Genomic DNA, 24,973 nt, shown 5'->3' on the forward strand with positions numbered 1-24,973 from the left:
CTGCCGCCGCGCTTACCTCGACCACCGCACGGCCCCGCGAGCATCCGCCCAAGACGCTAGGCAGAGCGGGCACGAGCCCCTCTCCGGTAGTCGGCGACAAGCGTCCGCAGCATGTTGAAGAGTTCGGCATCCATGATCGTGGTCGAAGGCAGTATGCGACGACCCACATGAAGGCCGAGGTCGTCGAGCTCGAAGGGACCAGCGGCGCATCTCTCCAGCCATGCGGAGAGCAACTTGATCGTGCGGTCAGCTTCGGCGGGCAGATCGTCGGCGGGGACGCGCACGTTTTCCGCGATGATCTGCTTGAGCGCGTTGCAACGCTGCGTCAGTTCCCGGACGTGCTGGCGTAGCTCGTCGACGATAAAACGCGTTCCCGTGTCAAGGCCCGATACGTCTATCGCTTCGAGCTGGTCCACGGGGATCGGATCAAGCGCGTCGATGTGCATTATGTCGTCGTATGCCTTTCGCCAGATACCAAGCATCTCGCGATAGTCGTTGTAGATTGTCTGAGGAGACGGAAACGAGGCGACCCTGTTTCGCGCCTCCTGCGAGACCAGAGCCGCCGTCGGCGAAAGGGGCTTCGACCTTTCCACCAGCGCACGGCAGACGCTCCTCATCTGCTCGAGGTTCTGCAGCTTCCGCCCCTTCGCGGGGACGGAATCGAGAACCAACCGGGACCTCGACTCCGCAAGAGCTATGATCGAGCCTTTCCGAGACATCAGCCGTGTCCCTCGATAAGTGCAACGCCGGAAAGATTCGGCATCAACGCCTGTCGGCCGATCGCCTCGCTGACGATTGACAAGACCTTATCCCGGTGACCCAGCGTCTCCAGCGTCACCGTACCTTCGATCAGCTGGTTCCTTTCCGTGAGGGTAGCCCGTTTCATGAGGAAATCGGCAAGAAGGTCGTGGGATTTTCTACGTTGCTCGAGCGTTACGTTGACGATCAGGTCGGGCGGTATCATCCCGCTATTGAACATGATGCGGTTCAGATGCTCGTTACGGTAGCTCTCGACGCGGTCGTCGCCCAGTATAGGGTACACCCGGGAGGCGGCCGTGAGCATGGAAGCGCTGTCGAATTCGGTTGTCTCCAGATACTCGACGACAGACTGGCGGCTCGCGGCGACATAATTGCCGCCCTTGCTTTCCGTATCTGCATCCAGGAGCCTGACGCATGCCGCTAGAAGGGTCTCGGTGTTGAAGATGGCATTCTCCAACGGCTCGAGAGCCTCCATAAGGGGCACGATTTCGGACTGAAGGGCATCGTACGACTGCCGATACAGCTGCTGTGAGATCGCATCGGCCCGGCGCTGCGTCTTCAGCTGCTCAACCTTCTCGTTGACCAGGTTGATCTTCACCGCGAGGTATCTTCGTTTCTCGCAGAGCTTGCTCCCATATAGCTGGAGGGCGTCGATCCACTCGGGTCCGGTTACGAAGTGTCTGCACATCACGCAGTTGCGCGGTTCGACCGCCGCGCGAAGGTCCTTCGCTTTTCCTCCAGAACCCTTATCCTTGCGCAAGACGGGGCCGCCGTCCCAGCATCGCGTGCAATCCCATGGACAAAATCCGATATCCACGTTGCAGTACTCGACCTTCGACGGCGACGACACCGCCGCTTCGATCGCGTCGGGAGTCAGCGCTACCGACTGCGCCCGGGCCTGCTCCAGGTCGAACGTCTTCCAGGCGTTGATAAGGTCTCTCTGTGCCTGCGCTTTTGCCTCAACCATAGCGCCGTCCAGCATGGCGGCGACTGTCAGAGGATCGAATTTCAGGTAGTAGAGCGTCATGACCAGGGTCGCATGTCCCGCGACCATCTTGCTGAGGAGCTCGAGCGGTATGCCAGCCCTGTAGAGGGTCGTTAGACCGAGAACGCGCAGTCCGTGAAGTCCGTAGATGCTCTTTTGCCGTTGCCCGGTCGTCTTCTGATAGCTCACGATCGAAATCGGCTCGTCCGGGTTTTCCAGGTTCCAGCGTGTCTCGAGCTGCGCCATCAGGAATTGCCAAGCATGATCCATATCGGAGGTCGAGGGTATCCGCCCGGGGAACGGAGATACATTGCTCGGAAACAGCCTGAACAGCGGAAGGATGTCAGGAAGCTCCTCCATCGTTATCCTTGGCGTGTTTTTTTCATCGTCCAGGTATTGCTTTGGTGTGATCGCTTCCTCGATCGGGTTCCACTTTTTTTGCCACTCCACCAACTCCGCCAGCCGGAGATGGAGTGGGTCGTGCTGCCATGGTATCGCGTAGGGTTTTCCCGTTTTGTTGGTATTGATCCAGAACCCCGTGATTTCTCCCGCTTCTTCGATATAACGGTAGGCGTAACCACGGGTCGATACGTCGTCAGGCCGCTTGCGCGCCATTCTTGCCCAGTACCCCGCCAACGGCCCGTCATTCACTACCCAACTCTTGCTTGAAGGGTCGTATCGGTAGACGTCGCCTTCGCCGCTATCCAGCCGCCTCCACTGCGCCATCCGCAGCGGAAGGTCGAACGCGCTACGGAGCAGTGTCGGTATCACCGGGCAATACACCGACCTCACCTTGCCTCCTATCCGGATTTTGACTCTGAAGTATTCGCCCAACACTCCGGCTTCGCCTTCATCGAGAATGGCGATGGCCAGGGCGTAGAGCTTCTGGGGAAGCGGTCGCGACCGTGCCGAGTCCGGCTTCCGCTGAGGCATCCCGCTCGCGTTCTTGAGACGGTCAAGTTCCCTGGCGGCAATCAAGGGCGTCAGAACGACATCGGGGTGCTCCTGCTCGAGTTGCTGCTGAAACATGTCTAACAGGCGTTTTGCGGCAACGACCTGCGGGACATGGCCCGGCTTTCTCGCACCTGCCTTCGCCTCCAGATAATTGGACAACGTGGTCCCTGTGCGCCGCCCCTGGAAAATCTGAAGAAGCGTGAGTCCGGGATAGGTGTCGCCGAGCCAGTTCACGATATCCATGACGCCTTGCTTGGCGGACTTCGGCGCCATTCGGCTCTCTTCCATGAAAATGTCCTTGAGGCGAATTACATCCCGCACGAGCGGCTCGTCCGAACCCGCTAGCCGCGTCCACTGCCGGGAACCGCGTCCCGTGCGCGGTCCGACCACCACCTTCGCGGTCAGCGTCGGATCATCGTAGACCTGTCCCAGTCCGATCACGATGTTGCGCGCGCATTGCCGCATCAACTCCGATTTCGCGAAAATCTCCTCTCTCCACTCGCTTCCGTCCGGAGTGCGATAGCAATCCACGACAGCGTGAATGAACGCCGGAGGAACACCTGTGACGGTCTCGTTTCCAATCGCCGACATCGCAAACGGCGACAGCAGTCTCATGATGTGACTCTCGGCGGTCCGACGCGGCTGCGCCTCCATTCGCTCGAGAAACGAGAATGTCCCCTTTCCGTCCAGTTCTTCGTATAACGCTGCCGCGAAGCTATTTGTGTTTACGAAATACTGACCGATTGCAGGATGAAGTCTCGTCTCACGGTCGAGCAGCAGAAGCGGTGAGAAACACACTCCAGAGTCGATAAGCTCGTCCATGGCCTCGATGACGCGGCTGTTCAGGCGGACGTTGTTCGGGTGGGCGCCCAGTACGCGACTTGCTTCACGGACACCGGACGGAAGTTTCTTTCCACTGTCAGGATGGATGTGTTCGCTAGATACGTTTAACAGTATTTCTTGATTATCGACTTCAAATATCAACATTTCTCTGTCCATTTGTCTTGGTTACGCGACGGCGCCGATCCGCTTGCGTCACGGTGCCGCCGCAGTGGTTCACGCGGCGTCGACGGTCTGCGCGGCGGTCCGGTAGAGGCATCCCGCGGTCATCGACTGCCCATCAGAAAACGTGGGACCTCGTGAAAACTTCTCTCAAACGCCGATTTCAGGACCGATAGAGCAGACTGGGAACCGTTCGCCGTCTTTTGGAGGACAGCGTTGATCTCCCGGGCCGTAAGCTGCGTGTAAACGAAATGGCTGGTGTAGCTCCTGTGGTGCATACAGGTCTGAATGATTTCGCCTTTCACGCCGAGGGTCACCAGAAAGCGCCCGTAGTAATGGCGCGCGCCATGCTTTGTCGTACCGAGTGACCTGGCGAGCACCAGCTTGGGGTCATTGAGCCTCGCGGACGTTCGTTTCAATGCGGTTTTCCAGGTCTCCGAAAACGCGGAGATCGTATATGGATCACCCGGTCTCCCACCTCCCGTCCCGGCCGTTCGTCCGCTACCGACAAGGAGATACGGGTGGTCCCCGTCTAGCGCGGAGCGTCGCGACATGATCCGGGGCCGTGTCACCAGCAGATAACGCCTGAACGTTTTGGAGAGGAGGTCTTGGATGCCATCGATGGGCAGCCAGTATACCGGGGTTCCGACATCGTCGTCTCTCACGCCCTTCCAGCCAGCCTGATATCGGCCACCGGTTCGGTTTCTGGGCAGCAGTCCGAACCTTTCAAGGTACCTAGCGCGTGTGATCTTGTCTCCGCTCTCGTCGATGACCCGTCCGTCCTCCGGATTGTGCAGGAAAACCCAAGGGTTCTCGCCCTCGAACTGGACGTCCGAAACGAACAGATGGAACGGCTCGCTCGTGCGCAGCCCACCGATGAAGAGAAGAATGGCGACAAGCTGAGCCGTTTCGTCCGTCTCCCCCGCGTCGTTCGTGAAGCCCTGCAGCAGAAAGGGAAAAACGCGCTCGGCCGGGAATGCGAATACCGTCCTCCCCTGATGAGCTCTTTTCTTGAATACGCCCAACAGGTTTGCAGGCGGCGCGTCGCCCTTTCGCTTGGGAAGATGAGCAAGGAGCGACGCCCGGCTCCTCACCCCCGCAGCGACGGCCAGGCGAAATGCCAGCGGAGACCCCTCCTCCACGGGACTCGCAGCGAAGACATCCCGCAGCGCGATGTTCCCACCATTCTCGTGTTGGTGTCTGAAGAGGCGTATGAGATGGCGCATCAACGCTTCCGACCTGCGATATCCTTTCGGTCTCCAGTAGAGACGCATCATATCGTAGGGAACAGATCCCTCATACTGAATCGTTCCGTTGACCAGAGCACGGGCGAACTCCCGCGCAACGCGATGGAGCGCCTTCGGTCCTGTTACCTCGTCCTGGGTCCAGTTCTTTACCGCCGCGCTCGCGTAATCGACCATGAGCCCGAGCGCCATACATGTTTCCCGGCGGGTGCGGTTCGACTGAGCCGAGTTGTCGTCGAAATAGTCGTCAAGCATCCCGCAGCGGACGACGGACATGTCCGATCCGTCGACGGCCGGCGTGAAGTAGAGAGCGGGCCACCGCTCGACACGCCCAGCCCTCGAACTTGTCGTCTCGACAACGACAAAGTTCATGCCTCGTTCGGTATTGCTGGGGAGGCTGCCGGAGGCCTGGGCCCAATCTCGGCCCTTCGATTTCGCTCTCATGATGTCCTAGTACAGTTGCATGTCCATCGACGCCGCCTGAGAACAGGCGGATCTGGACACGAAGTAACGATCTGGGTGATGGACACGCGACTGCGCCGAGTCCTTCGCCTGAGCCCACTGCCTTGCCGGAGATGCGCGCCGCCCCAAACTCTACCGACAGCTGGACATACGAAGCCGAGCGTCCGGCGAGCCGACGCCCGACATGCCTGCAGTCGCGATCCGAGCGTGACCACGGTGGCGTACACGGTGGACTGCATGGAATTCTCTCGGGATTTTGGGACTTTAGCAGACGTCATCGCTCGCTGCGGCCTTTTCGGAAAAAAGCCGGTCAAAACAGTGGCATCACGCTGTGGAAGGTGCTAACTAGGACATGCGACCTCCTTTCTTATTTGAACGGGCTAGGTGTCGTATTCAGCCCCCGGAACGCGCTAACGTTTCCGGGGGCAACTGTTTGAGGTGGACGCGTTATGTACTCGGGCACCTCTAACATCAAGGACTTTTTTCATTCAGGTGCGATAAATGGCTGATCCGTCCAGTGCTCAGAAGAGACTTGCCGAGCAGGCAGAGCGCGTAGTGCAGGCTCGAGAGGAAGAGTTGGCGGCGTTCAGGGAGAAGGCTGCCGCGTACGAGAAATACCTGGAGGAGCAGCTCCAGAAAGACAGGGCAATGGCATCGCTCATAAAGGACGATATCGTGGCGCGTGCCAGGATGGCGCCCTCTCCGCCCGTTTCCGGTCCCTTGACACCGCAGACCGAGGACGTCGTATTGTCCAAGAGGATCAGTCTGACTGACCAGATAAGAGCTGTCGCGAAGGAGATTCTCGCCGAGCGCGGCGGAACCATGTCGCGGGCCGACATCAAGAGCGCCATCGAAGAGCGTGGTCTTGTTATAAACTCACCCGATCCCGCGGGCCTCCTCAGGGCTGCGCTCAACCGTAGCGGCGACTTCGAACACATCAAGAACGTCGGCTACAGGCTGACCGCGAACTGACCGCGGCATAGCGAGTCCTGTACTGAGGTCTTAAATTTTCCAAAGTACATGATTGATGGACTCGTCCGTTCGTTAATGAGAGACCTCGCCTGCGGCAATTGAAGAGACCAGGACGGCCCGTATCCGCATCCCGCTGCGGCGCACTCTGGGCAACGATCCACCATCCGGCGGACGAGAGCGCCGCCACGACCGATTTGCTCGCTCGAAGCCGCTCGGCGGTCTCAGGGTCTAAGCCAGTGCTTCGATACGCCTTGTGGCATGGACCGCCTCACCGACAACGCGAATTCGTCATGAGACGCACATTTAGAACTCCGCCGAGCGCGATCCCATGGCGCAGCCCGGTTCCAGTCATGAGATGAGGCCCTAAACCTCGCTCGGACGCGGGTCGAAGGCGTTTTCGAAGGCGCGCGCTCTGTCCCAGAGAAACATCTCGCGCACCAAACCACCGTTGCCTTCGGCATACGAGGCCGCGGCGTTCGGCAACTCGGCTTTCGCCATCCGAACGTCGTCTAGGCCGATCTGCCTGCCCTTCGAGCCCAGATCGACGCGTAGAAGGTTCGGCCGTCCCACGACAAGTCCCGCCTGTCCGATCACGTTCTTCGACTGTGCGGTCGCCGCCATCCGGAACAAGAGCGGAGCCTTCAACGAGAACCCCCAGTCAAACAGACCGCCTGCAAGATGTCGCTCTGCAAGCTTCACAGTCTCGTCCCCGGTTCCGATGGACAGGATGCGGATGTTCTCGGCGGCGATGTCATAGTTCGCCAGGACGTCGACGACGGCGAGCATAACGGGGTTGTTCGCCCAGATGCCTCCATCGACCATCTTGTAGCCATGGTTCTCCACGGCGGCCAGGTAGGACGGAGCTGCTGCCGTATGCATCGCGATGTCCACGACGGAAGCATGGCGATCACGTTGATAGATGGGGTGGTGGGGCGTCTTGTAGATGAACGGTTCGCCGTGCTCCGCTTCATAACACGGAACCACGACGCGACACGTGGCATCGTTAAGGACTTTGTGGCCGAACACACGCAGCAGCTCGTTCCTCAGGTCATCGGAGCGATGTTTCGGCGCGCGGATCGATCGCAGGAAGCGCAACCATCCGGTCAGCCTCCCCGGTGGCGGGAAAATGAACTCGCCCCTCTCGGTGTAGATTTTCGAGACTTCGGTCGCCGACATTCCGGTGGCGAGGCCGAGCGCGATGATGCCGCCCGTCGAGGTGCCCGCGACCATGTCGAAATAACGACCGATGGACGTTCCGTTCAAATAGCGCCGCTCGATCTCCGCGAGGTAAGACGCACCGAACAGCCCTCGTATACCGCCACCATCGAGCGAGAGTATGCGAAACGGCCTGTCCTTCGGCCAATGAAGCTTCTGCCTGAAGTCGCGGTAGGTTCCGTCGGATCGCCTGGGCGGGGTATAGTTCATGCGAAACGCTCCATATCGAAGAACGACCCCACGGACGCGGTGACGTGCCTGCCGCCTCCGTGCCACTCGCCCGTCAGGAGCCAGTCCTCGTAACAGGTCAGCCAGTCGATCGTCCAAGGTACGGTTGTTTCCGAGATGGACATCCAGCCGGACCACTGAGCGGCGCGGGGATCGAACAGGCAAAGGTACGGGTCCGTGTCCCTCTGGTAGACATGGGGCAGACTCCCTTCCGGGTTCCCGGGCTGACGGATGAGTTCCGGTGACAGGACACGCACCCTCGGCCCGCTGACCACCATGTCCGTCGAGTACGCGATTTCGACAGCGTACCTGTCGAAGCGCGGGTGAAGCGTGCCCCTCCAGACGGCAAGGCCGCGACCTGCGTCAAAGGTCACCATCCGGAACGTCGGCCAGTTCCTCGTCAGATCGGCGTGCTGGTCCTGGACAGTCAGCGGAAGCCACCCGCTCATGGAGCGTCCCCATAGAAGGTGTGGCTCGACGGCCTGACCGACGAGATCGAGTTCGCCGCGGCGGGCGCGGCAGGGATAAGCAAGGCGGGAGTGGAAAGCAGTCCGCCCCTGTTCGTATAGGACTGGGTCGCGCCTTTGATGGCGTTCCCGTGTTCCACCGCGACACGATGGATCGCGGCCGTGACCACGCGGTCGCCGAACAGTTCCTTCAGGATATCCGGCAACTCAGTGAGCTTGACCCTGTTGTTGCGTAGGCTCTGGATCGCCTCGACGAGTTCCTCGAGGTCCATGGCGAACAGGTTCTGCTGCGTCAGGCTTGCGGGCCACCGGTCAGTGAAGACATCGTCGCGGTATTCGGGGTTTTCGACGTGGAGAAGACGACCGCTGGAGCTGGCGAGGCGAATATCGGCGATGATCGCGCCGCAGACCGTGACAACGGCTTCGGTCAGCTTCTGTCCGGGACGCGAAGTCTTGGCCGCGTAGTACGCCAGCATCACGGACGGCGGCATCCGCCCATTACGACGAGGGTCCGAGTAACGGATATTGCGGTAACGCTTGATAAGCTGGAGGGCCAAGGTGGCCATGCTCTTGACGCCGAAATGCGTCTGGTCCGGCACATCGTCCACTTCCGCGTCCGCCCGGAACCTCGTCTCGTCCAGCCAGCGGCTGCGGAAGGCGTCGCGAACGATCGTCTCGTTCGGCGTCTTCCTCTTGTACCACTCGACAAAGGCGAAGGCGTTCGTCGGCACGCGGCAGTCATCGGCGGAATAGTCCGGCCCGCTGGCATGCATGATCCAGCTCTGACGCTCGGGGGTGTAGCTCTGCCGGATGACCGGGCTGATATCGAGATGCATGTTGTCCGCGTAGTGCAGGGTCACACATCGTGTCTGGCGCGACACCTTGAGGCCCCGGTAGCCGTAGAGCGCCTCTTCGAGTTCTTCCAGCACGTCGAGGGGCTCCATGTCACGAAACCTGCCGCCGAGCTGCGCGATGATGTCGATGTCGTACTCGTCATCCGTGCCGCGCGTCGAAATGGTGGCGTCGATCGCCATGCTACCCTGCGGATAGAAGTGTTCGACTCCGTCCTGGAACGCGACCGTATTCTCGAGGTGCTTGCGGACGGCCTCGTAGCGGCTGACGGCCTCGGCGTGAAGCGATGGCGGCAGCTGCACGGAAAATGCGATCTCCGCGAACATGCGGTCAATCGGATCGAGGAACGGATTAATTCCGATAGGTGCGTTCATATTCATTTTGAGGTTCTCTCTTTGGGTCAGGCGGCTCTGAGGCTCTGTTGGATGGGCGGAACATTGTTTTCCCTTTGTCGATTAGTTCGCGTAGCTTTTATTAAAAGTGTAGCTACTCCGAACAAGATGGATCTCTTGTTTTCCTCTGTCAAGGGGGATAAAGTTCTCCTACACCGAACAATGACAAGAAGCGGGTACAAGCCCATGACCACGGCCACATTTGGAAAACGCATCAAGGAGTTGAGGACAGGCAGGGGGATGACGCTCGACCAGCTCGCCACGGCGACCGGGTCTTCCAAAAGCTACATTTGGGAACTGGAGAACAAAAATCCGCCGCGCCCGTCGGCGGAAAAACTGGCGGAAATCGCAAGAGTGCTCGGCGTGACGACGGACTACCTGATCGGACGCGAAGAGGTCACCCTCGCGGATGCCGAAGACAAGGCTTTCTTTCGGGAATACAACAGCCTGCCTGCCGAGACGCGACAGAAGATCAGAGACGTCGCGAAGGTGCTCGGAGGAAAATAGTCACGATGGCGAAGTCCCCTGCCGCCGTAGCCAACAACATCACGCTCTTACTGAATGCCGTCCTCGGGCAGGATCGGTTCTCACGGGGACCCGTAGACGTAGAGGCGGTGGCACGGGAGTACTCGCGTCAGATCGCTCCTGACGGGTTTATAGAGGACATCATCCGCACGGACCTCGACGGCTGCGAGGGAGTCCTCGTGCCCGGGGACAGCAGGCCTCGCAAGTGGGCGATCATGTACGACGCGAAGCAGAGCCCCGGCCGCCGTGCATACACAGTCGCCCACGAGTTCGGTCACTTCATGCTGCACCGGCAGATGGTCGACGAAGACGCGGATTTCAGCGGAGGATTCCATTGTTCGAAAGACGCGATCGAGCGTGGCGTGGGGCGCAACATAGAAAAGGAAGCGGACGAGTTCGCGGCAAGTCTTCTGATGCCATTGGATGACTTCCGGCGACACTTGCCTTCTGAAAGACTTGCCACGATCGAACGCCTCGGCGAGGCCGCGACACGCTACGGCGTCTCGCTCACCGCTGCCGCATTGCGCTGGATCGGGTATACGAACGCACGGGCAATCCTCATTTCCTCCACGGACGGGTTCGCTCACTGGGCCGTTCCGACACGAGCCGCGTATCGGACCGGCCGCTTCATGCGGACCAGGAACGAGCTCTACGAGATGCCGTCGGCTTCGCTTGCGGCCAGGGACATATCGCCGAAGGAAGCCCTCCTCGGAGTGAGGCAGAACGCCGGAGTCTGGTTTCCCGAAGCCGTTTACGAGATGTGCATGAAGACCGATAGATACGGGTTCGAGCTCACCTTGCTGCACTTCGAAGGCAATGGCCCGTCGTTTCAGTCGGAAGGAGATGACCCCGAAGACGCCTATGATCGGTTTGCTCGGGAGAGATGACGATCGACAGACGCCGCCGCGGCGCTCGTCGACATCGTTCATGCCCGAAAACGCCCTCGCTTCACTGGCGCTTCAATAGACTCACCCCGCGCCGTTCGCGGCGGTTTCTGGCTACCGCCGCCTCAACCGCGGCACCCGACATGTGCCGGACTTCCAGCAGCTCCTGCGCAATTTCCTCCAGGGCCCCTTGATGGCTTTTCACGATCGCAACGGCACGCTCGAGCTGACTTGACATCAACCTGCCAACCGCAGCTCGTAATCTTGGATTCCGCTCACGTAAGCGCGCCAGCTCTTTTTCGGCGATGTTCTCGACGACGAGAGTCTCACCCATCCCGTAGCATCCTTCGACAAGGGTCGCGATTTCGGTCGCCTGTGCGAGGTCGGACCTTACGCCTCCTGTAGCGCCGTTCGAGAACGTGCCGAATACAACGGTTTCAGCCGCCATTCCCGCCAGCAGCATGGCAATGGTGTCGAGGTAGTGTTGAGCCTTTCTCACATGAAGCTCAGGCACTTCGAATACCGCCTGACCCAGCGAATTCAGGGTGCCTGCAACGACGTCTCCGGCGATGCCGACCGACACGAGTTTTCCGATCCCGACTTCCAGCCCGACCACGGCATGGCCGGCCTCGTGTACACTCGCGTTTCTAAGAATATCCGCAGGCAGCGGGACGAGAGGCACAAGCTGGTCCAGAACGTCGCCGATGTCGACCGGGGTCGACCTCCGCCGCAGTACCCTCCGGGCGTCGCGGGCCAGCCTCGCGATATCAGCGCCTGACATTCCTTCAGTCGAACGCGCGAGACGATCTTCATGTTCTCGACCCAGCTCCATCCCGATATGGTACCGAAAAATTCCTACACGAGCGGAGGCGTCAGGCAGCGCGATTTCCACGTTGCGGTCAAGCCGCCCAGACCGTCTGATCGCTGGATCGATAGCCTCAGGATGATTTGTCGCTCCAACCACTACGACCCCTTCACGTCGCTCGAACCCGTCGAGCAGTTCGAGGAAGCCGTTGATCGCCTGGCGTTTGTAATCCGCGTTGTGGTCTGCGACGCCTCGATCTCCGAACGAGTCAGCCTCATCCACGAACAGTATCGCCGGAGCGAGTGCCTTCGCCTCGTCGAACGAGGAACGCATCGCCTTTAGAAAATCGTTTAGATAGCCTTGCGCTTGCCACCGTGCAGCCGATGCGACGACGATTGGCACACCGCAGGTTCGAGCTAAAGCTTCGGCGAACAGGGTCTTGCCGGTTCCCGGAGGACCCGACACAAGGACACCGGAGTCGACATCCTCCCAAGCGATCCTGCCCGCCTTCAGGTCTCGTAAATCGCGCGCGAGACCTTTACCCCAAGCCGCCGCGTCACCCAGACCGTGGAGCTCGTCGAGTGTCGCACCCGAGGAAGCCAATTTCGGCATATGTAGGCCGGGAGCCGCGCCGCGCGGGTTGGCCCGCAGGCGGCGCAGTCCGGCTGCAACCGGGCGTGAAGAGCGGAAAGCAACGCGCAACATCTTCCAATCAGCCGACAGAATCGTCTCGATGTCCGATTTCGATCCCGGGTGCCTGAACCGCTTGAACATCGCGGCTACTTGCGACGCTCGCGGGCGCGCTATGGTCGTTTCGATATCGACCTCCAACCTTATCTCTTCATCGATCTCCGTTTCGATCGTGCAGAGGATAACCGATCGTTCCTCCTCCAGCGAGTTTAGAAGAGCATGGCGTTCGAAGGCGCGATCCTTTCGAGGGACCTTCAAGATCGTGACCTCGACCCGATCGTGAGTCGAGTAGGCTGCATTGGGCTGATGGAAGTAGAGCCGTACCGCGTCGGCATAGACATCGAGTGCGTCCGTGTCATCCACGCGTAGAATTGCAACGAGACCACTGCCGTTCCTTGCGTAGTGTCGCAACGCAGCGGCCACGCCCATGTAGGCGAGAAACGTTGGAACTGTGACCTTCGGCTTTCCCGGTGCTTCCGCACCGTCCCACGCGACGTGCCGTCTACTGGCTGCATTTTCAAGCATTGTCCGTCTCTACGATATCAATAGAAGCAAAAGATCGAAACGGCCGTCGTCAGACGGACGTAGCTGACGATGCCGCCAGGCTGCGGCCCATCCTGTTGCCAATCCCTCTCCATCCGGCGATCGATAGACCTCGTTGTTGCCTGACACGGACATGGCCTTCATGCCTGGCACCACGTCCTGCCCAAACCGATCCACGCTTCCTGCGGACCGCCATCTAGAATGTCGCCTGCGCGCAGGCAAACGTCCGCTTCGGGTAGAGCGAGACGGCATCATTCACGATCAGTCCCTTTACGAAGGTCGAGAAAACCTGGAGCTCTGCCAGTCGGCCGGCGGTGTCTTGTATTAGCTCTCCGTGCCAAGCCACAATCTTGCTCCCCTCTTCTCGCTTTTGAACGGGCCCGCTCTGAATTGGAGCGCGACATGTGGAAGGGGGTCAGACGCCATCATCAATGATGAACATGTGCCGAAGCTGTGTGTTGTCCAAGCGTCGTTGTACGGACACCCGCCATCCAGCCAACTCACGCTCGCCACCTTGAAGGCGAGAACCCGACTCGCACCATAGCCCCTTCCATCGATTGGACCCGAATCAAATAGGCATTCTATTTTCCCATTTGGATGCTTTTATAGCATTCGAGCGGCAAATAAAGACCCTGTTTTCAAAAATCTTGACAAAGATTTTTCGGGCCGGCTCATCCGATTTATGAAGCCGCCCGTCCCGCCGGAACCACTCAGAGCAGCTCGCGCACTCCTGTCCATGTTGCAGGTCGATGTCGCCCGAGATGCTTCGGTCACGGTCCGCTCTCTTCGCTCGGCGGAGTCCCCAGCGGGCCTCGCGGGCTTCACCAACCAGAAACTCCGCGACTTCTACGAACGCAAGGGTATCGAGTTCCTCGGGACGATGGAAATCGATTCAGGACGGACCTTTGAGACGGGAGCGAGATGGCGCGAGCCCGGGTCAAGCGTCCGCAAGCCAGAGGATGTCGTCGATTTCCATGCCGCAACATGCGAATTCGCTTTCACCGCCGCGCGCAGCTTCCTCGGTTTGAGCCAGAGGTTTCTGGCCGAAGAGATTGGTGTGAAACCTAAGACGATCGGAATGATAGAGGAAGGCACCTCAGCCGACCCGGGAGCCGTGACCAGGATGCTGGAGTTCTACAACGATCGCGGCATTATTTTCACGGGATGGCGAGACACGTCGACCAACTGCTATTTTGGCGTCGGCGTGAAAAACTCAAGATAACGAACATCCGACCCTGAGAAGCCAAGCGATGCCAGGCATCGGCGCTGAGCACAACAAACTGCTGGCCCGCTATTTGGCACGGTCGAGCTTTTGACGCCTGGTGCCGCTCTGTAAGCCCAAGCGTAGCTTGGGTCCGGGCGGCTACGCCGAAACGGACGGCCCAAGGGCCGACTTCTTTAGGTCAAAGAAGGTCGGTGATCTTCTGGCCTTATCCGGAGCAATGGCCAGATCACCGACTCTTTGACAAAGCGGAATGCGGGCAAGCCCGCATACTTCTCTCTTGAAAGGAAGATTGTCTGACGGTATCGGTAACTATCGGTAGAATCCACACCACCCTGACATGAGCGACAGATTCCTAATCTGTAGGCCACTGGTTCGAGTCCAGTCGGGATCACCACTAGTCAAAAGCTCAGTAACATGCCTTTCCAACACGCTCCTCAGCTAAGCGTTTTCTTCCCGCTCTGAGGTTCTAAAGGGCTATGCACGAGGCAAAAGGACCCGCCTAGCCTTCCCAAGTAATCCTTTCGCGAACAACCCGTGCAGGCGCTCCGACGATGATGCAGTTTGCTGGGAACTCTTTCGAAACGTAAGAGCCCTTGCCGACGACGCTGTCATTTCCGATCACGGCACCTGGCCACAGCGAGGCATCAGCGGAAATCCAGACGTGATCCCCGACGATGATATCTCCTGCAGGGTTTAAACGTTCGCCTGTATCGAGGTCCATGATCTTATGGACATGGCTGGTGCTAAAGGAAGCGTTGCCAGCGATCAGGCAGTCGTTTCCGAGTCGGATTGTCGCGCTCTCGTGCATATGAAAATAGCTCAGACCGTTGAAAGCGCACCCCTCGCCGAAGGTGATCCTACCAGGAGCAAATAACCGAATGTGTTGTCCGCAAAGCCGAGCCCGCGCGCCGATTTCGACGGTGCCGCCGCCGCTGACCTCTATGTAGACGTCCGTGCAACTGGAGGGTCGTTGCAGACTGACCCGGTTTCCCGTGCCATTTATAACAACATTTCCGGAAAAGTCGTTAAGCACATCATGTTCTATCGAGATCTCATTCTCGCCGGGAAATTGCTCGATAATGTTAATGAGTAAATCCTAATTGTAGGGCATTGATCGAGCCCAGTTTGGATCACCCTTTGAGATAGCGACTACTGCTGCCGACACCCCTTATTCAGAGATCCATTTCATTCAGTACTTCTCTTAAACGAAAAATATCAATATGAAACTCTTTTCGACTTTCCTCAACCAACGAGCCCATAATAAATCCATAATATAAATTGTTAATGGCAGCCAAACGCTTCATGCACCAATTAATGTGGGCTGGATTCTGAAATTCCAGTACTTTCGCGTCAGGCTGGCAGAAAACAACATTCGTCATCCCGGCACCGTGCGGAGAGATAACCACGCGAGCGCCGTGCAAGAGAGCTGCTTGCTCCTGCAAGCTCCGCCCCTGTAACGAGACGACCTGAAAGCCGCGTTCGGAAACCAGGGCCTCCACTTCATGCTCGTTCACGAGCTTGCGTTCGGAGGCATCAGACCGAGAAATGTAGATCCGCTCTGACGCCAGGCTCGCTGGACCTACAAGAGCACTCTTCAGATCTCGGAACGTTTCCATGAACACCGGATGCGGATCAAGGCCCGCTGTACCGAACTGCTGCGCGACGGTCAGTTCTCCCACATGAAGACTGACGTTGTCTCTCAGGTAGACGGCCTTCAGATCGTATTTCTGTAGGAGGGTTTCCAAGCCGGTGCGTTGGAACTCTGTATTTGGCTGCGACGTAACGATCGTATCAATGCCGAGAAGGAAATCGGGATTGATTTTGGCGATAAGAAACAAAAGCCAATGGTAGTAATTATCGTAGACCCCGCCGCAAACGTAGAATGCTCGATCGATCGAGACAACGTCGCCTGCACTGGCATGCAAGTATCCCTCGCTTCGATCTTCAATAAGGTTATGCGTCAAGAAGAATGGATGTTGAAACGCCGTACTCTCTACGAAACGGCTACCAACCCGGACAGCGCCAAATCGGGAAATGACTCGTGCGTCGTTCAACTGCATACGTTGAACAGCTGGTGCAGGATAAGAATTCCCATCAAGAGACATATCGCCGAACACATGTGGCGGATAGTGAACAACGGTCGAAGGTTTCAAAACCTCGCGGTGCGATGCAATTTCTTCAATGGAGACGGGCAGCAGATGCTGCACGCCTGAAGCCTCTTCTAACTGCGCTTTTGCACCATGCAGGTTTGGATCGAGGAACTCTCCTTCAAGAACCAGACGACCCAGTCGACGCACCGCTTGCGCAAAGCAAATGGACCTTTGTCCTGTTGGCCCAAGAAAATAGAGGACGCCGCCCTCCTCAAGCCAAGACGTCTCGTTCGCTCCGTTATAACCGAGGATTTTTCCGGAATGATCGAGAAGCAATAATTTTTGATAGTGATCGAATTGATGATTAAACGACCATATCTTTTTGGGAAGACTATCAATAGCTTTCTGAGGAAGAGACAAACCTATGCACCATGATAAAAGACGTTAAGTTTAGAATTGAGACTTCCGATTTAGTGCATGCTCTAGCCATTCAGTTCGGCCATGGAAGACCGCATGTTTCCCAAGGATCGACACGCGTGCCTTTATCGACACGAAGACCTAAATTCTCTTGAGGGAGATTGTAGATGTAATCGTGTGACAGACTGGCGAAGTTTTCCGAAAAGCGCTCGAACGCCGACATGTTTGAGAACGTCGATCGACTTAAACCGATGAATGTCGATGCCAGCTTGCTGATTTCGAAATCGATAAGAGACGCATCTATCGCCGACATGTTCCTGTAAGTTTCAGGGTCCATGAAGTCTGTCTTCCAAAACAATCGGATGCCCGTTGCATCCTCGACGGCTTGGTTGATGAGGTGCTTGGGTTGCGGCGCATACCGCTCGTCGCAGAACACGTAAAGCTGTTTGACATCCGGCAAAGAGCGCTTGATCTTCGTGCAGATCTCGACTGGTGTAAGGTAATTCTGCTCTGGACGGACGAGAACCGGATCCAGATTGTATCGGCAATAGGATGCCCAATCACCCTCGATCCGAAACTGCGCCATAACGGAGAGATTGTTCTTGTGGAATATCTCGCTGCACAATGCTTGGAACAGTGTTGAACTTCTTATTCGAGGCACAAGAGATCTACAGAAATCCGAGATGATATCCGTCGCCGCAGTCTCTTCCTTCTCAGCGATCGAGCCGAGATGAGCCGCACCGAGGTGAAAATGGTTCCACCCGCCTCGCTCGATGCGATCCGCATATTCGACCGCGGGGATCGGCACGATACCGACACCCCAGCGATTGAGAAACTCAACGAATATCTCTGTCCAGAACACGTCGCCGAATGCGTAGAACGTCGATTTGGATTCGTCCTGATCCCGGCTGTAAATCCTCGGCAGATAGATGAACCGATCCGCCGGATCCGGCATCCTGGACGCATTGATGACGAGGCCGAGAAGAGCAAGCTTCTGGTTGCTGATGCCGCCGTCATTGTAGTCGAAGCCTAGACCGACCCTTGTCACGACAGGAGTGGACGCGGGCAGATCTGTCACACCTTGGATCTCTGTCCCAAGAGGTCGTTCAGGTTTCCAAAATCGACCAAAAATGCCTCGTCCCATGACGTTCCTCCGTTAACGTTCTCGCCACGCACTTCCTCGTAGGATTGCCCCTTCAAGGTCGCAATGAAGTAGAAGAAGGTATCCGGCATCGTCGCAGGTGCGAGATTGATGATGCGCGCTGTGGAAGGGGCGAACATGATATTGGTCATGCCGGCACCCATGACGCCCATGACGCAGGATGCATTCTTGAACTTGCGGATCTGCTCCGTAAGATTCAGCTTTCCGGGATGCAGGATTTCGAACCCGTGTTCCGTGACGAGACGGTGAATGTCGGCCTCATTGCCGATATTGCGCGGCGCGCCGGCGCGGCTGACGAAGATCTTGCGAGGCGCCTCGCCGTCTACCGCATCCCGGATCCTGTCGAGCGCCTCGAAAACGAGCGGCGACATGTAGGAGCCGTGCAACGTCATCCCGCTGACGACGATCAACTCCTTGAAGAAGGTCACGCTGTTGGCCTTCAGTGGAAAGCGCGGCGTCGATTTGATCGTATCGACGATGCCGAGAGAGTCGGAGATGACGGTGTTCATTCCGGTGCCGACATCCGGAATGGCGACGCCCGACACATGGGTCAGCTTTCTTGCCAATTCGAGCTTTGGCAAAATTTCCACCATCCAGTGCCCGTAATTCGCCTCTCCCCGCTTTCTCAGAAGCAGACAGGACGTATCGATCACGGGAATATCGGTGGCCGACGCGATGTCGCGAAGAGCCCGCTCCTGCTCCTCGGGCGCATGCTGCGTGATCGTCTGGCTGATCACCTTGCCGTCGCTGTTGAACACGAGCCCTTCGGCCGTCACGTGGACATCGAAGACCTTATCGACCGAAATCGACCGCGCGCCATGATGGTTCGAGTACCAGCCAGGCCGCATGGCGTCGTGGATCGACTTCGGGATGAGATCGAGACCGGAGACGACCGGAGGCGGCGCAAGAAATGCAGGAGATTCAATCACGCCCAAATGCACGTGATGCATGCTGCGTATATCGACGGCTTCAACCATTACGAATGACACTGCTCCGATGGCACGCTTGATGGGACACTGTTTCGAACGCGCTTGCCAGAGGGCATATGCATTTTTCAGACCAAGTGACGACTAATATTACCTTATATGTTCTTTGCTGCCTCTAACATGATCCGTGCAGCCTTTCGACTGATTTTTCCGGTCTCCGAATCTTCTGGAGCCGCAATATACGGTTAAGCCTTGTTCCAGATTTTTTCCGCTTGTACGACGTTGACGCTTGAACATTGAGGTCGACGTAAGCCGAATGACGAAGTCAGAACACCACCACATCACCATCCTCGGTTCCACCGGTTCCATCGGCTGCAGCACGCTCGACGTGGTGGCGCAGCTTGGGGGGCGGGAGCGGTTCGTGGTGGAGGCTTTGACGGGGAACGGGAACATCGGGCTTCTCTGCGAGCAGGCGAAGGCCGTCGGCGCGCGGCTGGCGGTGACGGCGGATGAGGGGCGGTATCTGGAGCTGAAATCGGCGCTGGCCGGCACGGGCATCGCGGTGGCCGCGGGGCCGAGCGGGCTGCAGGAGGCCGCCGCGCGCGCGGCGGAATGGGTCATGGCGGCAATCGTCGGCACGGCCGGCCTCGCCCCCACGCTGACCGCCGCCCGGCGCGGCGCCGATATCGCGCTCGCCAACAAGGAATGCCTGGTGTCGGCCGGCGCGCTCTTCGTGCGCGCGGTGGCCGAAGGCGGCGGACGGCTCATCCCGGTCGACAGCGAGCATTCCGCGATCTTCCAGGCGCTGGAGGACGACCAGCGCCACGCGCTGGAGCGCATCATCCTGACGGCGTCCGGCGGGCCGTTCCGCACATGGTCGCGCGAGGCGATGGCCGGCGTCACCGCCGAGATCGCCCGGGCGCATCCCAACTGGTCGATGGGCCTGAAGATCTCCATTGGCAGCGCCTCCATGTTCAACAAGGCGCTGGAGATGATCGAGGCCAAGCACCTCTTCGACGTGGCGCCCGAGCAGATCGAGGTGATCGTCCACCCGCAGTCGATCGTCCATTCCATGGTCGGTTATACCGACGGCTCTGTGCTCGCGCAGCTCGGCGCGCCGGATATGCGCACGGCGATCGGCTACGCTCTGACCTATCCTGCGCGCCCGGCGCTGAATGTCGAACGGCTGGATTTTGCAAAGCTCGCACGGCTCGATTTCGAAGCGCCCGACGAGGTCCGCTTCCCCGCGCTGCGGCTCGCACGCACCGCCTTGACGCGCGGCGGCCTGCAGGGTGCCGCCATGAACGCCGCTGAGGAAACCGCCTTCGAGGCGTTCATCGGCGGGCGCATCGGCTTTCTCGACATGGCCGATATCGCCGAGACGGTGATGGAGCGGATGATCGACTGGCCGGCAGCGAGTGATATGGACGACGTCTTTGCCGGCGATGCCGCGGCCCGCCGCTTCGCCATCGAGGCGATCGGCGCACGCGCGGCGGCCTGACTTAGCGGAGGAGCAGCGCCGTTGCATAGAGCCCGAGGCCGAAGGCGACGTGGGCGGCAAGGTTCAGCGCCCGCACCCGGTTCGGGTTGGGCAGCCGCGAGGCGGCAACGCCGAGGCCGAGCCCCGGCTGCAGCAGGAACCAGCCTGCCGCCACGGTGACGATGCCCCAGACCAGCGCCGGGATCAGCGTCGGCGCGGCAAACCAGTCGAGACCGACGAAAAACGCAAGCATGATCCCGTAGACGATGCCGACGGCATAATGGCCGATCCAGCCGAGCGCGTTCTCATTGGCAAAGGGCGCGGCATCGCTGATGGATTCATGGAACAGCTGGCCCCGGCCGGCATGGTAGAACCACCGCCCGACAGGCGCCCAGTTGGCTTTCGGCTGGCCGAAAGCGACAGCCAGCAGAATGGCCCAGAGATCCATGGCGAGCGTCGCGCCCACCCCGATTACCAGTCCGCGCCAGATCAGTTCCATCATCATCAGGCTTGTTCCCCTCGCCGTTCCCCTCGATCTCCCGTGTTCTAGATCAGAATGCGAGGGCTGCGAAGCAGAATATGCGGCGAAAACGCAGGAGAACCGACGCCGACTCAGGCGACGGCGCGGGCCAGCGCGCAGCGCGACCACAACTGGTGCAGCGCGCCGACCAGATGGTCGATATCGCCATCCGAATGCAGCGGCGTCGGGGTGATGCGCAGGCGCTCGGTCTTCTTCGGCACGGTCGGGTAGTTGATCGGCTGGACGTAGATGCCGCAATTGTCGAGCAGCAGATCCGAGATCCACTTGCACTTCGCCGCATCACCCACGATCACCGGCACGATATGGCTCGGATTGGGCAGGTGCGGAATGCCGTTGCGGTCGAGAAGCGACCGCAGGCGGCGCACGCGCTCCTGATGGGCAAAGCGCTCGACCTGGCTTTCCTTCAGGTGACGGATGGAGGCCAGCGCACCTGCAGCCAGCGCCGGCGGCAGCGCAGTGGTGAAGATGAAGCCCGAGGCAAACGAGCGGATATAGTCGCAGAGCGCGGCAGACGCCGCGATATAGCCGCCCATCACGCCAAAAGCCTTGCCGAGCGTTCCCTCGATCACCGTCAGCCGGTGCATCAGGCCTTCGCGCTCGGCAATGCCGCCGCCGCGCGGGCCGTACATGCCGACGGCATGCACTTCATCGAGATAGGTCATCGCGCCGTAGCGCTCGGCCACGTCGCAGATCTCCTTGATCGGCGCGATATCGCCATCCATCGAATAGACCGATTCGAACGCGACGAGCTTGGGCGCTGCCGGATCGGCCGCTGCCAGCTTCGCCTCGAGATCGGCCACCGAATTGTGCTTGAAGATCACCCGCTCGCATTTGGCGTGGCGGATGCCCTCGATCATGGAGGCATGGTTCCCGGCGTCGGAAAAGACGATGATGCCGGGAATGCGCGAACAGAGCGTTCCCAGGGCTGCCCAGTTGGACACGTAGCCGGAGGTAAACAGCAGCGCGGATTCCTTGCCGTGGAGATCGGCAAGCTCCTGCTCCAGAAGAACATGATAGTGCGTCGTGCCCGAGATGTTCCGGGTGCCTCCCGCACCCGCGCCACAGTGGTCGATCGCCTGCTTCATCGCGTCGATCACCTTGGGGTGCTGGCCCATGCCCAGATAGTCGTTCGAGCACCAGACGGTCACGTCCTTGACGCCATCCGCCGTATGCCGGCGGGCCTTGGGAAACTGTCCACGCTGACGTTCCAGATCGGCGAAGACGCGGTAGCGGCCTTCCTCGTGAAGACCGTCCAGTTCCGACCTGAAGAATTGCTCGAAGTTCATGCGTGTCTCCAGACCCTTGGCGTCTTTTTAAGTGAACCATCCCGGTGGCCGGCCGGCACGCGCCCTCATGGCTTGCGCGGCATCAGGCCCATTGTTTTGAATGGTTCCAGATTATCCTGAAGATTTCATTCCACCCTCCTCCGGATCAAGTCAAGACCGCGGCCGAAAACAGACCTGTGACACGATATCGCGACCCTCCAACGTGAAAACGCCGGCAGGGCCCAAAGTCGTCTTCAGCTTTTGTTCATCATAACTGTCGTCCATTCCGTTAGGGACGTTTTTTATGGCTCCGGATTGGACTTTCGGAAGGTCGCATTTAACTTCTCGCATTAAGGTTCGGGAAAAGGCAGGCGTCTGCCGTTTCAAGGCACAGCAGGGGCGTGACGGCTGACGTCAGGTCCCATCAGGAGAGATCACTATGAAGAAAGCCATTGTGCTGGCGGTTCTCGCCATGACGGTTGCGAGCTGCAGCCAGACGGAAAAGGGTGCCGGCATCGGCGCCGTCTCGGGCGCGGTCATCGGCGGCGCCGTCACCGGCAATGTTCGCGGCGCGGCCGTGGGTGCGGCCATCGGCGGCGTCTCCGGCGCGGTCATCGGCAACGTCTCGGAACAGCCGGGCCAGTGCTACTACCGCGATCGCAACGGCAGCCGTTATATCGACGATTGCCCGCGCTGATTGCGTCGGAAAGGCTCTTTTGCCGAAGGGCATGACATCGGGAAGCCCCGCTTTGGCGGGGCTTCTGTTTCTGTAACGTCACACTAACGACTGTTTCTGACGTCATGAGGCGCCGGAGACTTCATACGTCTCACGAGGATGTGTAGTGTCGCGGAACATCGCAAACGTGCAAACGTTGAAAGAGTCGGCATCGCTTTCCGTGGGCGATCGCTACAGGACTGTCGGTCGACACGGGATGCGGAATCGAATGCGTTTGCCGACTGTCAGTCCCGCGTATCGTAAAGCCGGCCTTGCCCTTGGCGTTGCCGCACTCGCCCTGTGTGGCCCAGCCTCCGTGCAGGATGCCGCAGCGTTCAAGCTGTTCGGCATCAACTTTTTCGGCAAAGACAAGGACGAGGAGACCGCTGAGGTCATCGATCCCGTCACCTATACCGTGACCCTGAACGAGGGCACGGATGACGACGAGCTGAAGAGCGCGCTTTCCGGCAGTTCGCGACTGGTCCAGGACAAGGACAAGCCCGTTTCCGGCAATCTCGGCCTCGCCATCAAGGCCCGCGACGACCGCGACAGGCTGCTGGCAGCACTGTACGAAAAGGCCCGCTATGGCGGCACCGTGCAGGTCATGGTCGCCGGCAAGCCGATCGAGAGCCTGCCGCCGGATCCGGTCTTTCCGGCCGGAGCGCCTGTGCCGGTCACCATCACGGTCGATCCCGGTCCCGTCTTCACTTTCGGCAATATTCTTCTGGAAAGCGATGCGGGCGGGCGCGACCCGAAGGCCTATGATCTCCAGCCGGGCAACCGCGCCGACTCGACCCTGATCATCAAGGCGGGCGAGAAGATCGTCGAAGACTTGAAGAAAGAAGGCCGGCCGCTCGCTACCCTGAAGGGACGCACCGCCGTCGCCGATCACAAGACCAACACCGTGGATGTCACGATCGGTGCCGAAGGCGGCCCGGTCGCGCCCTTCGGTCCTGTGGCCATCAAGGGCGCGCGCACGGTCAATCCCGATTTCGTCGCCAACTATTCCCGCCTCAACACCGGCCGGCAATATTCGCCGGAGGAAATGCGCAAGGCTTCCGAGCGCCTGCGCCAGCTCGGCGTCTTCTCCAGCATCACCATCCGCGAGGCCGAGCAACTGGCGCCGGATGGCTCGCTGCCGCTGACCATCGAGGTATCCGAAGGCAAGCACCGCTACTTCGGCGCGGGCGCCAAGTTCTCCTCGACGGACGGCTTCGGCGTCCAGGGGTATTGGGGCCACCGCAACCTTTTCGGCGAGGCGGAATCGCTGCGTATCGAAGGCTCGATCGACCGGCTGGGCGAGACCAAGGAGATCACCGATCTCGACTATACCGCCGGTATCCTCTTCACCAAGCCCGGCGTCTTCGATCCCTACTCAACCCTGACCGCCAGCGTGAAAGCGTCGATGATGGATCCGGATGCCTACAAAGCGCAGGTGGTGACCGGCGCGGTCGGCCTCGCCTACGAGTTGACGGAAGCCGACACGGTGTCGATCGGCGCGGAACTCGCCTGGAACAACATCGAGGACGCGTTCGGCGAGCGCCGCTATCTCACGCCCTCAATCCCGCTCGACTACGTCCGCGATGCCCGCGACGACAAGCTCAACCCGACCGAAGGCTATCGCGCGACGCTGAGCGTCAAGCCGAGCTACGACATCTACGGCGAGACGTTCTTCTCGACGTTCGAAGGCTCGGCCACCGGCTATCTCGGCTTTGGCGAAGACAACAAATATGTGCTGGCCGGTCGCCTCGGCGCGGGCGTCATCGCGGCCGATGGCGGGCTCGACGATATTCCCGCGACACGACGCTTCTTTCTCGGCGGCGGCGGCACGGTGCGCGGCTTCTCCTACCAGGAAATCAGCCCGCGCAATGCGGATGACGATCTTCTCGGCGGCCGCTCCTACGTCAATGCCAATGTCGAGGCCCGCATCGGCGTCACGAAGACGATCAGCGTTGTGCCCTTCATCGATGCAGCCACCGTCTCGGCAAAGACCGTCCCGGATTTCTCCGACGTCAAGATCGGCGCCGGCATCGGCGTGCGCTACCTGACGGCGGTCGGCCCCATACGCGTGGATTTTGCCGTGCCGCTGAACCCCTATGACGGGGGAACGCGCTACGGCATCTATGCCGGGATCGGCCAGACGTTCTGAGCAGCCAGTGGCGGCTGTCCCACG

General features: G+C 59.4%; 20 protein-coding genes. 7 read left to right on the top strand and 13 right to left on the bottom strand.

The genetic code is table 11. The annotated features are described in order from the left end of the window. Nucleotides 1-56: 56 nt before the first annotated feature. The 3 genes from C8J33_RS14380 to C8J33_RS14390 all read right to left on the bottom strand — a co-directional run bounded on the left by C8J33_RS14380 (nucleotide 57) and on the right by C8J33_RS14390 (nucleotide 5,316). Nucleotides 57-719, bottom strand: a complete 663-nt coding sequence (locus C8J33_RS14380) for a hypothetical protein (protein ID WP_132664701.1) — start codon at nucleotides 717-719, stop codon at nucleotides 57-59. Continuing rightward, on the bottom strand, nucleotides 719-3,685 hold the full coding sequence (locus C8J33_RS14385) for a VPA1269 family protein (protein ID WP_165929820.1): 2,967 nt from the start codon (nucleotides 3,683-3,685) through the stop codon (nucleotides 719-721). Before C8J33_RS14385 ends, C8J33_RS14380 begins: the two co-directional genes overlap by 1 nt. Nucleotides 3,686-3,804: 119 nt before the next feature. Next, complete coding sequence (locus tag C8J33_RS14390) at nucleotides 3,805-5,316, bottom strand: hypothetical protein (protein WP_132664703.1); 1,512 nt, start codon at nucleotides 5,314-5,316, stop codon at nucleotides 3,805-3,807. Nucleotides 5,317-5,907: 591 nt separating this feature from the next. On the opposite strand from C8J33_RS14390, the gene C8J33_RS14395 reads away from it, so the two are divergent. Further along, the gene (locus C8J33_RS14395) at nucleotides 5,908-6,378 is read left to right on the top strand and encodes a hypothetical protein (RefSeq protein ID WP_132664704.1); all 471 of its coding nucleotides are present in this window, start codon (nucleotides 5,908-5,910) and stop codon (nucleotides 6,376-6,378) included. Nucleotides 6,379-6,741: 363 nt separating this feature from the next. On the opposite strand, the gene C8J33_RS14400 is transcribed toward C8J33_RS14395, so the two are convergent. Genes C8J33_RS14400 through C8J33_RS14410 form a run of 3 tightly spaced genes read right to left on the bottom strand, consistent with a single transcriptional unit; the run spans nucleotide 6,742 to nucleotide 9,466 of the window. Continuing rightward, complete coding sequence (locus tag C8J33_RS14400) at nucleotides 6,742-7,803, bottom strand: CBASS cGAMP-activated phospholipase (protein ID WP_132664705.1); 1,062 nt, start codon at nucleotides 7,801-7,803, stop codon at nucleotides 6,742-6,744. After that, entirely contained in the window at nucleotides 7,800-8,270 is a 471-nt protein-coding gene (locus C8J33_RS14405; protein WP_245507183.1) for a hypothetical protein, read from the bottom strand. Before C8J33_RS14405 ends, C8J33_RS14400 begins: the two co-directional genes overlap by 4 nt. Then, nucleotides 8,267-9,466, bottom strand: coding sequence for a nucleotidyltransferase domain-containing protein (locus C8J33_RS14410; protein WP_245507184.1), 1,200 nt, complete (start codon nucleotides 9,464-9,466; stop codon nucleotides 8,267-8,269). Before C8J33_RS14410 ends, C8J33_RS14405 begins: the two co-directional genes overlap by 4 nt. Nucleotides 9,467-9,718: 252 nt before the next feature. Here C8J33_RS14410 and C8J33_RS14415 point away from each other — a divergent pair, with 252 nt between their 5' ends. Together C8J33_RS14415 and C8J33_RS14420 are read left to right on the top strand one after the other, a co-directional pair. Beyond that, nucleotides 9,719-10,039, top strand: coding sequence for a helix-turn-helix domain-containing protein (locus C8J33_RS14415; RefSeq protein WP_132664707.1), 321 nt, complete (start codon nucleotides 9,719-9,721; stop codon nucleotides 10,037-10,039). 5 nt (nucleotides 10,040-10,044) lie between these two features. Beyond that, on the top strand, nucleotides 10,045-10,944 hold the full coding sequence (locus C8J33_RS14420) for an ImmA/IrrE family metallo-endopeptidase (protein ID WP_132664708.1): 900 nt from the start codon (nucleotides 10,045-10,047) through the stop codon (nucleotides 10,942-10,944). A gap of 61 nt (nucleotides 10,945-11,005) precedes the next feature. Here the strand turns inward: C8J33_RS14420 and C8J33_RS14425 are convergent, their stop codons facing one another. Continuing rightward, a complete protein-coding gene (locus C8J33_RS14425) occupies nucleotides 11,006-12,961 on the bottom strand; it encodes an AAA family ATPase (RefSeq protein ID WP_245507185.1) in 1,956 nt (651 codons plus the stop codon). A gap of 754 nt (nucleotides 12,962-13,715) precedes the next feature. Here C8J33_RS14425 and C8J33_RS14430 point away from each other — a divergent pair. After that, the gene (locus C8J33_RS14430) at nucleotides 13,716-14,201 is read left to right on the top strand and encodes a helix-turn-helix domain-containing protein (protein ID WP_165929821.1); all 486 of its coding nucleotides are present in this window, start codon (nucleotides 13,716-13,718) and stop codon (nucleotides 14,199-14,201) included. Between the two features lie 502 nt (nucleotides 14,202-14,703). Here C8J33_RS14430 and C8J33_RS14440 read toward each other — a convergent pair. The 4 genes from C8J33_RS14440 to C8J33_RS14455 all read right to left on the bottom strand — a co-directional run bounded on the left by C8J33_RS14440 (nucleotide 14,704) and on the right by C8J33_RS14455 (nucleotide 18,802). Next, a complete protein-coding gene (locus tag C8J33_RS14440) occupies nucleotides 14,704-15,237 on the bottom strand; it encodes an acyltransferase (RefSeq protein WP_132664710.1) in 534 nt (177 codons plus the stop codon). Between the two features lie 139 nt (nucleotides 15,238-15,376). Next, a complete protein-coding gene (locus tag C8J33_RS14445) occupies nucleotides 15,377-16,714 on the bottom strand; it encodes a glycosyltransferase family 61 protein (protein WP_132664711.1) in 1,338 nt (445 codons plus the stop codon). Nucleotides 16,715-16,784: 70 nt separating this feature from the next. Then, the gene (locus tag C8J33_RS14450) at nucleotides 16,785-17,789 is read right to left on the bottom strand and encodes a hypothetical protein (protein ID WP_132664712.1); all 1,005 of its coding nucleotides are present in this window, start codon (nucleotides 17,787-17,789) and stop codon (nucleotides 16,785-16,787) included. Continuing rightward, nucleotides 17,786-18,802 carry a glycosyltransferase family 61 protein gene (locus C8J33_RS14455; RefSeq protein WP_165917003.1) on the bottom strand — a complete coding sequence of 339 codons (1,017 nt, stop codon included), beginning with the start codon at nucleotides 18,800-18,802 and terminating at the stop codon, nucleotides 17,786-17,788. The genes C8J33_RS14450 and C8J33_RS14455 overlap by 4 nt, the downstream gene beginning before the upstream one ends. Before the next feature lie 313 nt (nucleotides 18,803-19,115). Between C8J33_RS14455 and dxr the strand changes: the two genes are divergently transcribed. After that, nucleotides 19,116-20,300 (top strand): 1-deoxy-D-xylulose-5-phosphate reductoisomerase, encoded by a 1,185-nt coding sequence (gene dxr, locus C8J33_RS14460; RefSeq protein ID WP_132664713.1) that lies wholly within the window; start codon nucleotides 19,116-19,118, stop codon nucleotides 20,298-20,300. A 1-nt stretch (nucleotide 20,301) separates the two neighbouring features. Here dxr and C8J33_RS14465 read toward each other — a convergent pair whose 3' ends face one another. Both C8J33_RS14465 and hemA read right to left on the bottom strand, forming a co-directional pair. Continuing rightward, a complete protein-coding gene (locus tag C8J33_RS14465) occupies nucleotides 20,302-20,781 on the bottom strand; it encodes a DUF2938 domain-containing protein (RefSeq protein ID WP_092935766.1) in 480 nt (159 codons plus the stop codon). 110 nt (nucleotides 20,782-20,891) lie between these two features. Beyond that, nucleotides 20,892-22,106, bottom strand: coding sequence for a 5-aminolevulinate synthase (hemA, locus tag C8J33_RS14470; protein ID WP_132448658.1), 1,215 nt, complete (start codon nucleotides 22,104-22,106; stop codon nucleotides 20,892-20,894). Between the two features lie 418 nt (nucleotides 22,107-22,524). Between hemA and C8J33_RS14475 the strand changes: the two genes are divergently transcribed. Both C8J33_RS14475 and C8J33_RS14480 read left to right on the top strand, forming a co-directional pair. Continuing rightward, a complete protein-coding gene (locus tag C8J33_RS14475; RefSeq protein ID WP_110729940.1) occupies nucleotides 22,525-22,782 on the top strand; it encodes a YMGG-like glycine zipper-containing protein in 258 nt (85 codons plus the stop codon). 247 nt (nucleotides 22,783-23,029) lie between these two features. After that, the gene (locus tag C8J33_RS14480) at nucleotides 23,030-24,949 is read left to right on the top strand and encodes an autotransporter assembly complex protein TamA (protein WP_132664714.1); all 1,920 of its coding nucleotides are present in this window, start codon (nucleotides 23,030-23,032) and stop codon (nucleotides 24,947-24,949) included. Nucleotides 24,950-24,973: the final 24 nt, after the last annotated feature.

The organism is Rhizobium sp. PP-CC-3G-465, assembly GCF_004343445.1.
In the GTDB taxonomy this organism is placed as follows: domain Bacteria; phylum Pseudomonadota; class Alphaproteobacteria; order Rhizobiales; family Rhizobiaceae; genus Ferranicluibacter; species Ferranicluibacter rubi.

What these genes read in the sequence shown, in the direction of transcription:
- C8J33_RS14425 (WP_245507185.1), bottom strand. Translation starts at nt 12,961, where the DNA reads ATGCTTGAAAATGCAGCCAGTAGACGGCACGTCGCGTGGGACGGTGCG.
- C8J33_RS14465 (WP_092935766.1), bottom strand. Translation starts at nt 20,781, where the DNA reads ATGATGGAACTGATCTGGCGCGGACTGGTAATCGGGGTGGGCGCGACG.
- C8J33_RS14420 (WP_132664708.1), top strand. Translation starts at nt 10,045, where the DNA reads ATGGCGAAGTCCCCTGCCGCCGTAGCCAACAACATCACGCTCTTACTG.
- C8J33_RS14410 (WP_245507184.1), bottom strand. Translation starts at nt 9,466, where the DNA reads ATGTTCGCGGAGATCGCATTTTCCGTGCAGCTGCCGCCATCGCTTCAC.
- C8J33_RS14395 (WP_132664704.1), top strand. Translation starts at nt 5,908, where the DNA reads ATGGCTGATCCGTCCAGTGCTCAGAAGAGACTTGCCGAGCAGGCAGAG.
- C8J33_RS14405 (WP_245507183.1), bottom strand. Translation starts at nt 8,270, where the DNA reads ATGAGCGGGTGGCTTCCGCTGACTGTCCAGGACCAGCACGCCGATCTG.
- dxr (WP_132664713.1), top strand. Translation starts at nt 19,116, where the DNA reads ATGACGAAGTCAGAACACCACCACATCACCATCCTCGGTTCCACCGGT.
- C8J33_RS14390 (WP_132664703.1), bottom strand. Translation starts at nt 5,316, where the DNA reads ATGAACTTTGTCGTTGTCGAGACGACAAGTTCGAGGGCTGGGCGTGTC.
- C8J33_RS14480 (WP_132664714.1), top strand. Translation starts at nt 23,030, where the DNA reads ATGCGTTTGCCGACTGTCAGTCCCGCGTATCGTAAAGCCGGCCTTGCC.
- C8J33_RS14380 (WP_132664701.1), bottom strand. Translation starts at nt 719, where the DNA reads ATGTCTCGGAAAGGCTCGATCATAGCTCTTGCGGAGTCGAGGTCCCGG.
- C8J33_RS14400 (WP_132664705.1), bottom strand. Translation starts at nt 7,803, where the DNA reads ATGAACTATACCCCGCCCAGGCGATCCGACGGAACCTACCGCGACTTC.
- C8J33_RS14385 (WP_165929820.1), bottom strand. Translation starts at nt 3,685, where the DNA reads ATGTTGATATTTGAAGTCGATAATCAAGAAATACTGTTAAACGTATCT.
- hemA (WP_132448658.1), bottom strand. Translation starts at nt 22,106, where the DNA reads ATGAACTTCGAGCAATTCTTCAGGTCGGAACTGGACGGTCTTCACGAG.
- C8J33_RS14415 (WP_132664707.1), top strand. Translation starts at nt 9,719, where the DNA reads ATGACCACGGCCACATTTGGAAAACGCATCAAGGAGTTGAGGACAGGC.
- C8J33_RS14430 (WP_165929821.1), top strand. Translation starts at nt 13,716, where the DNA reads ATGTTGCAGGTCGATGTCGCCCGAGATGCTTCGGTCACGGTCCGCTCT.
- C8J33_RS14475 (WP_110729940.1), top strand. Translation starts at nt 22,525, where the DNA reads ATGAAGAAAGCCATTGTGCTGGCGGTTCTCGCCATGACGGTTGCGAGC.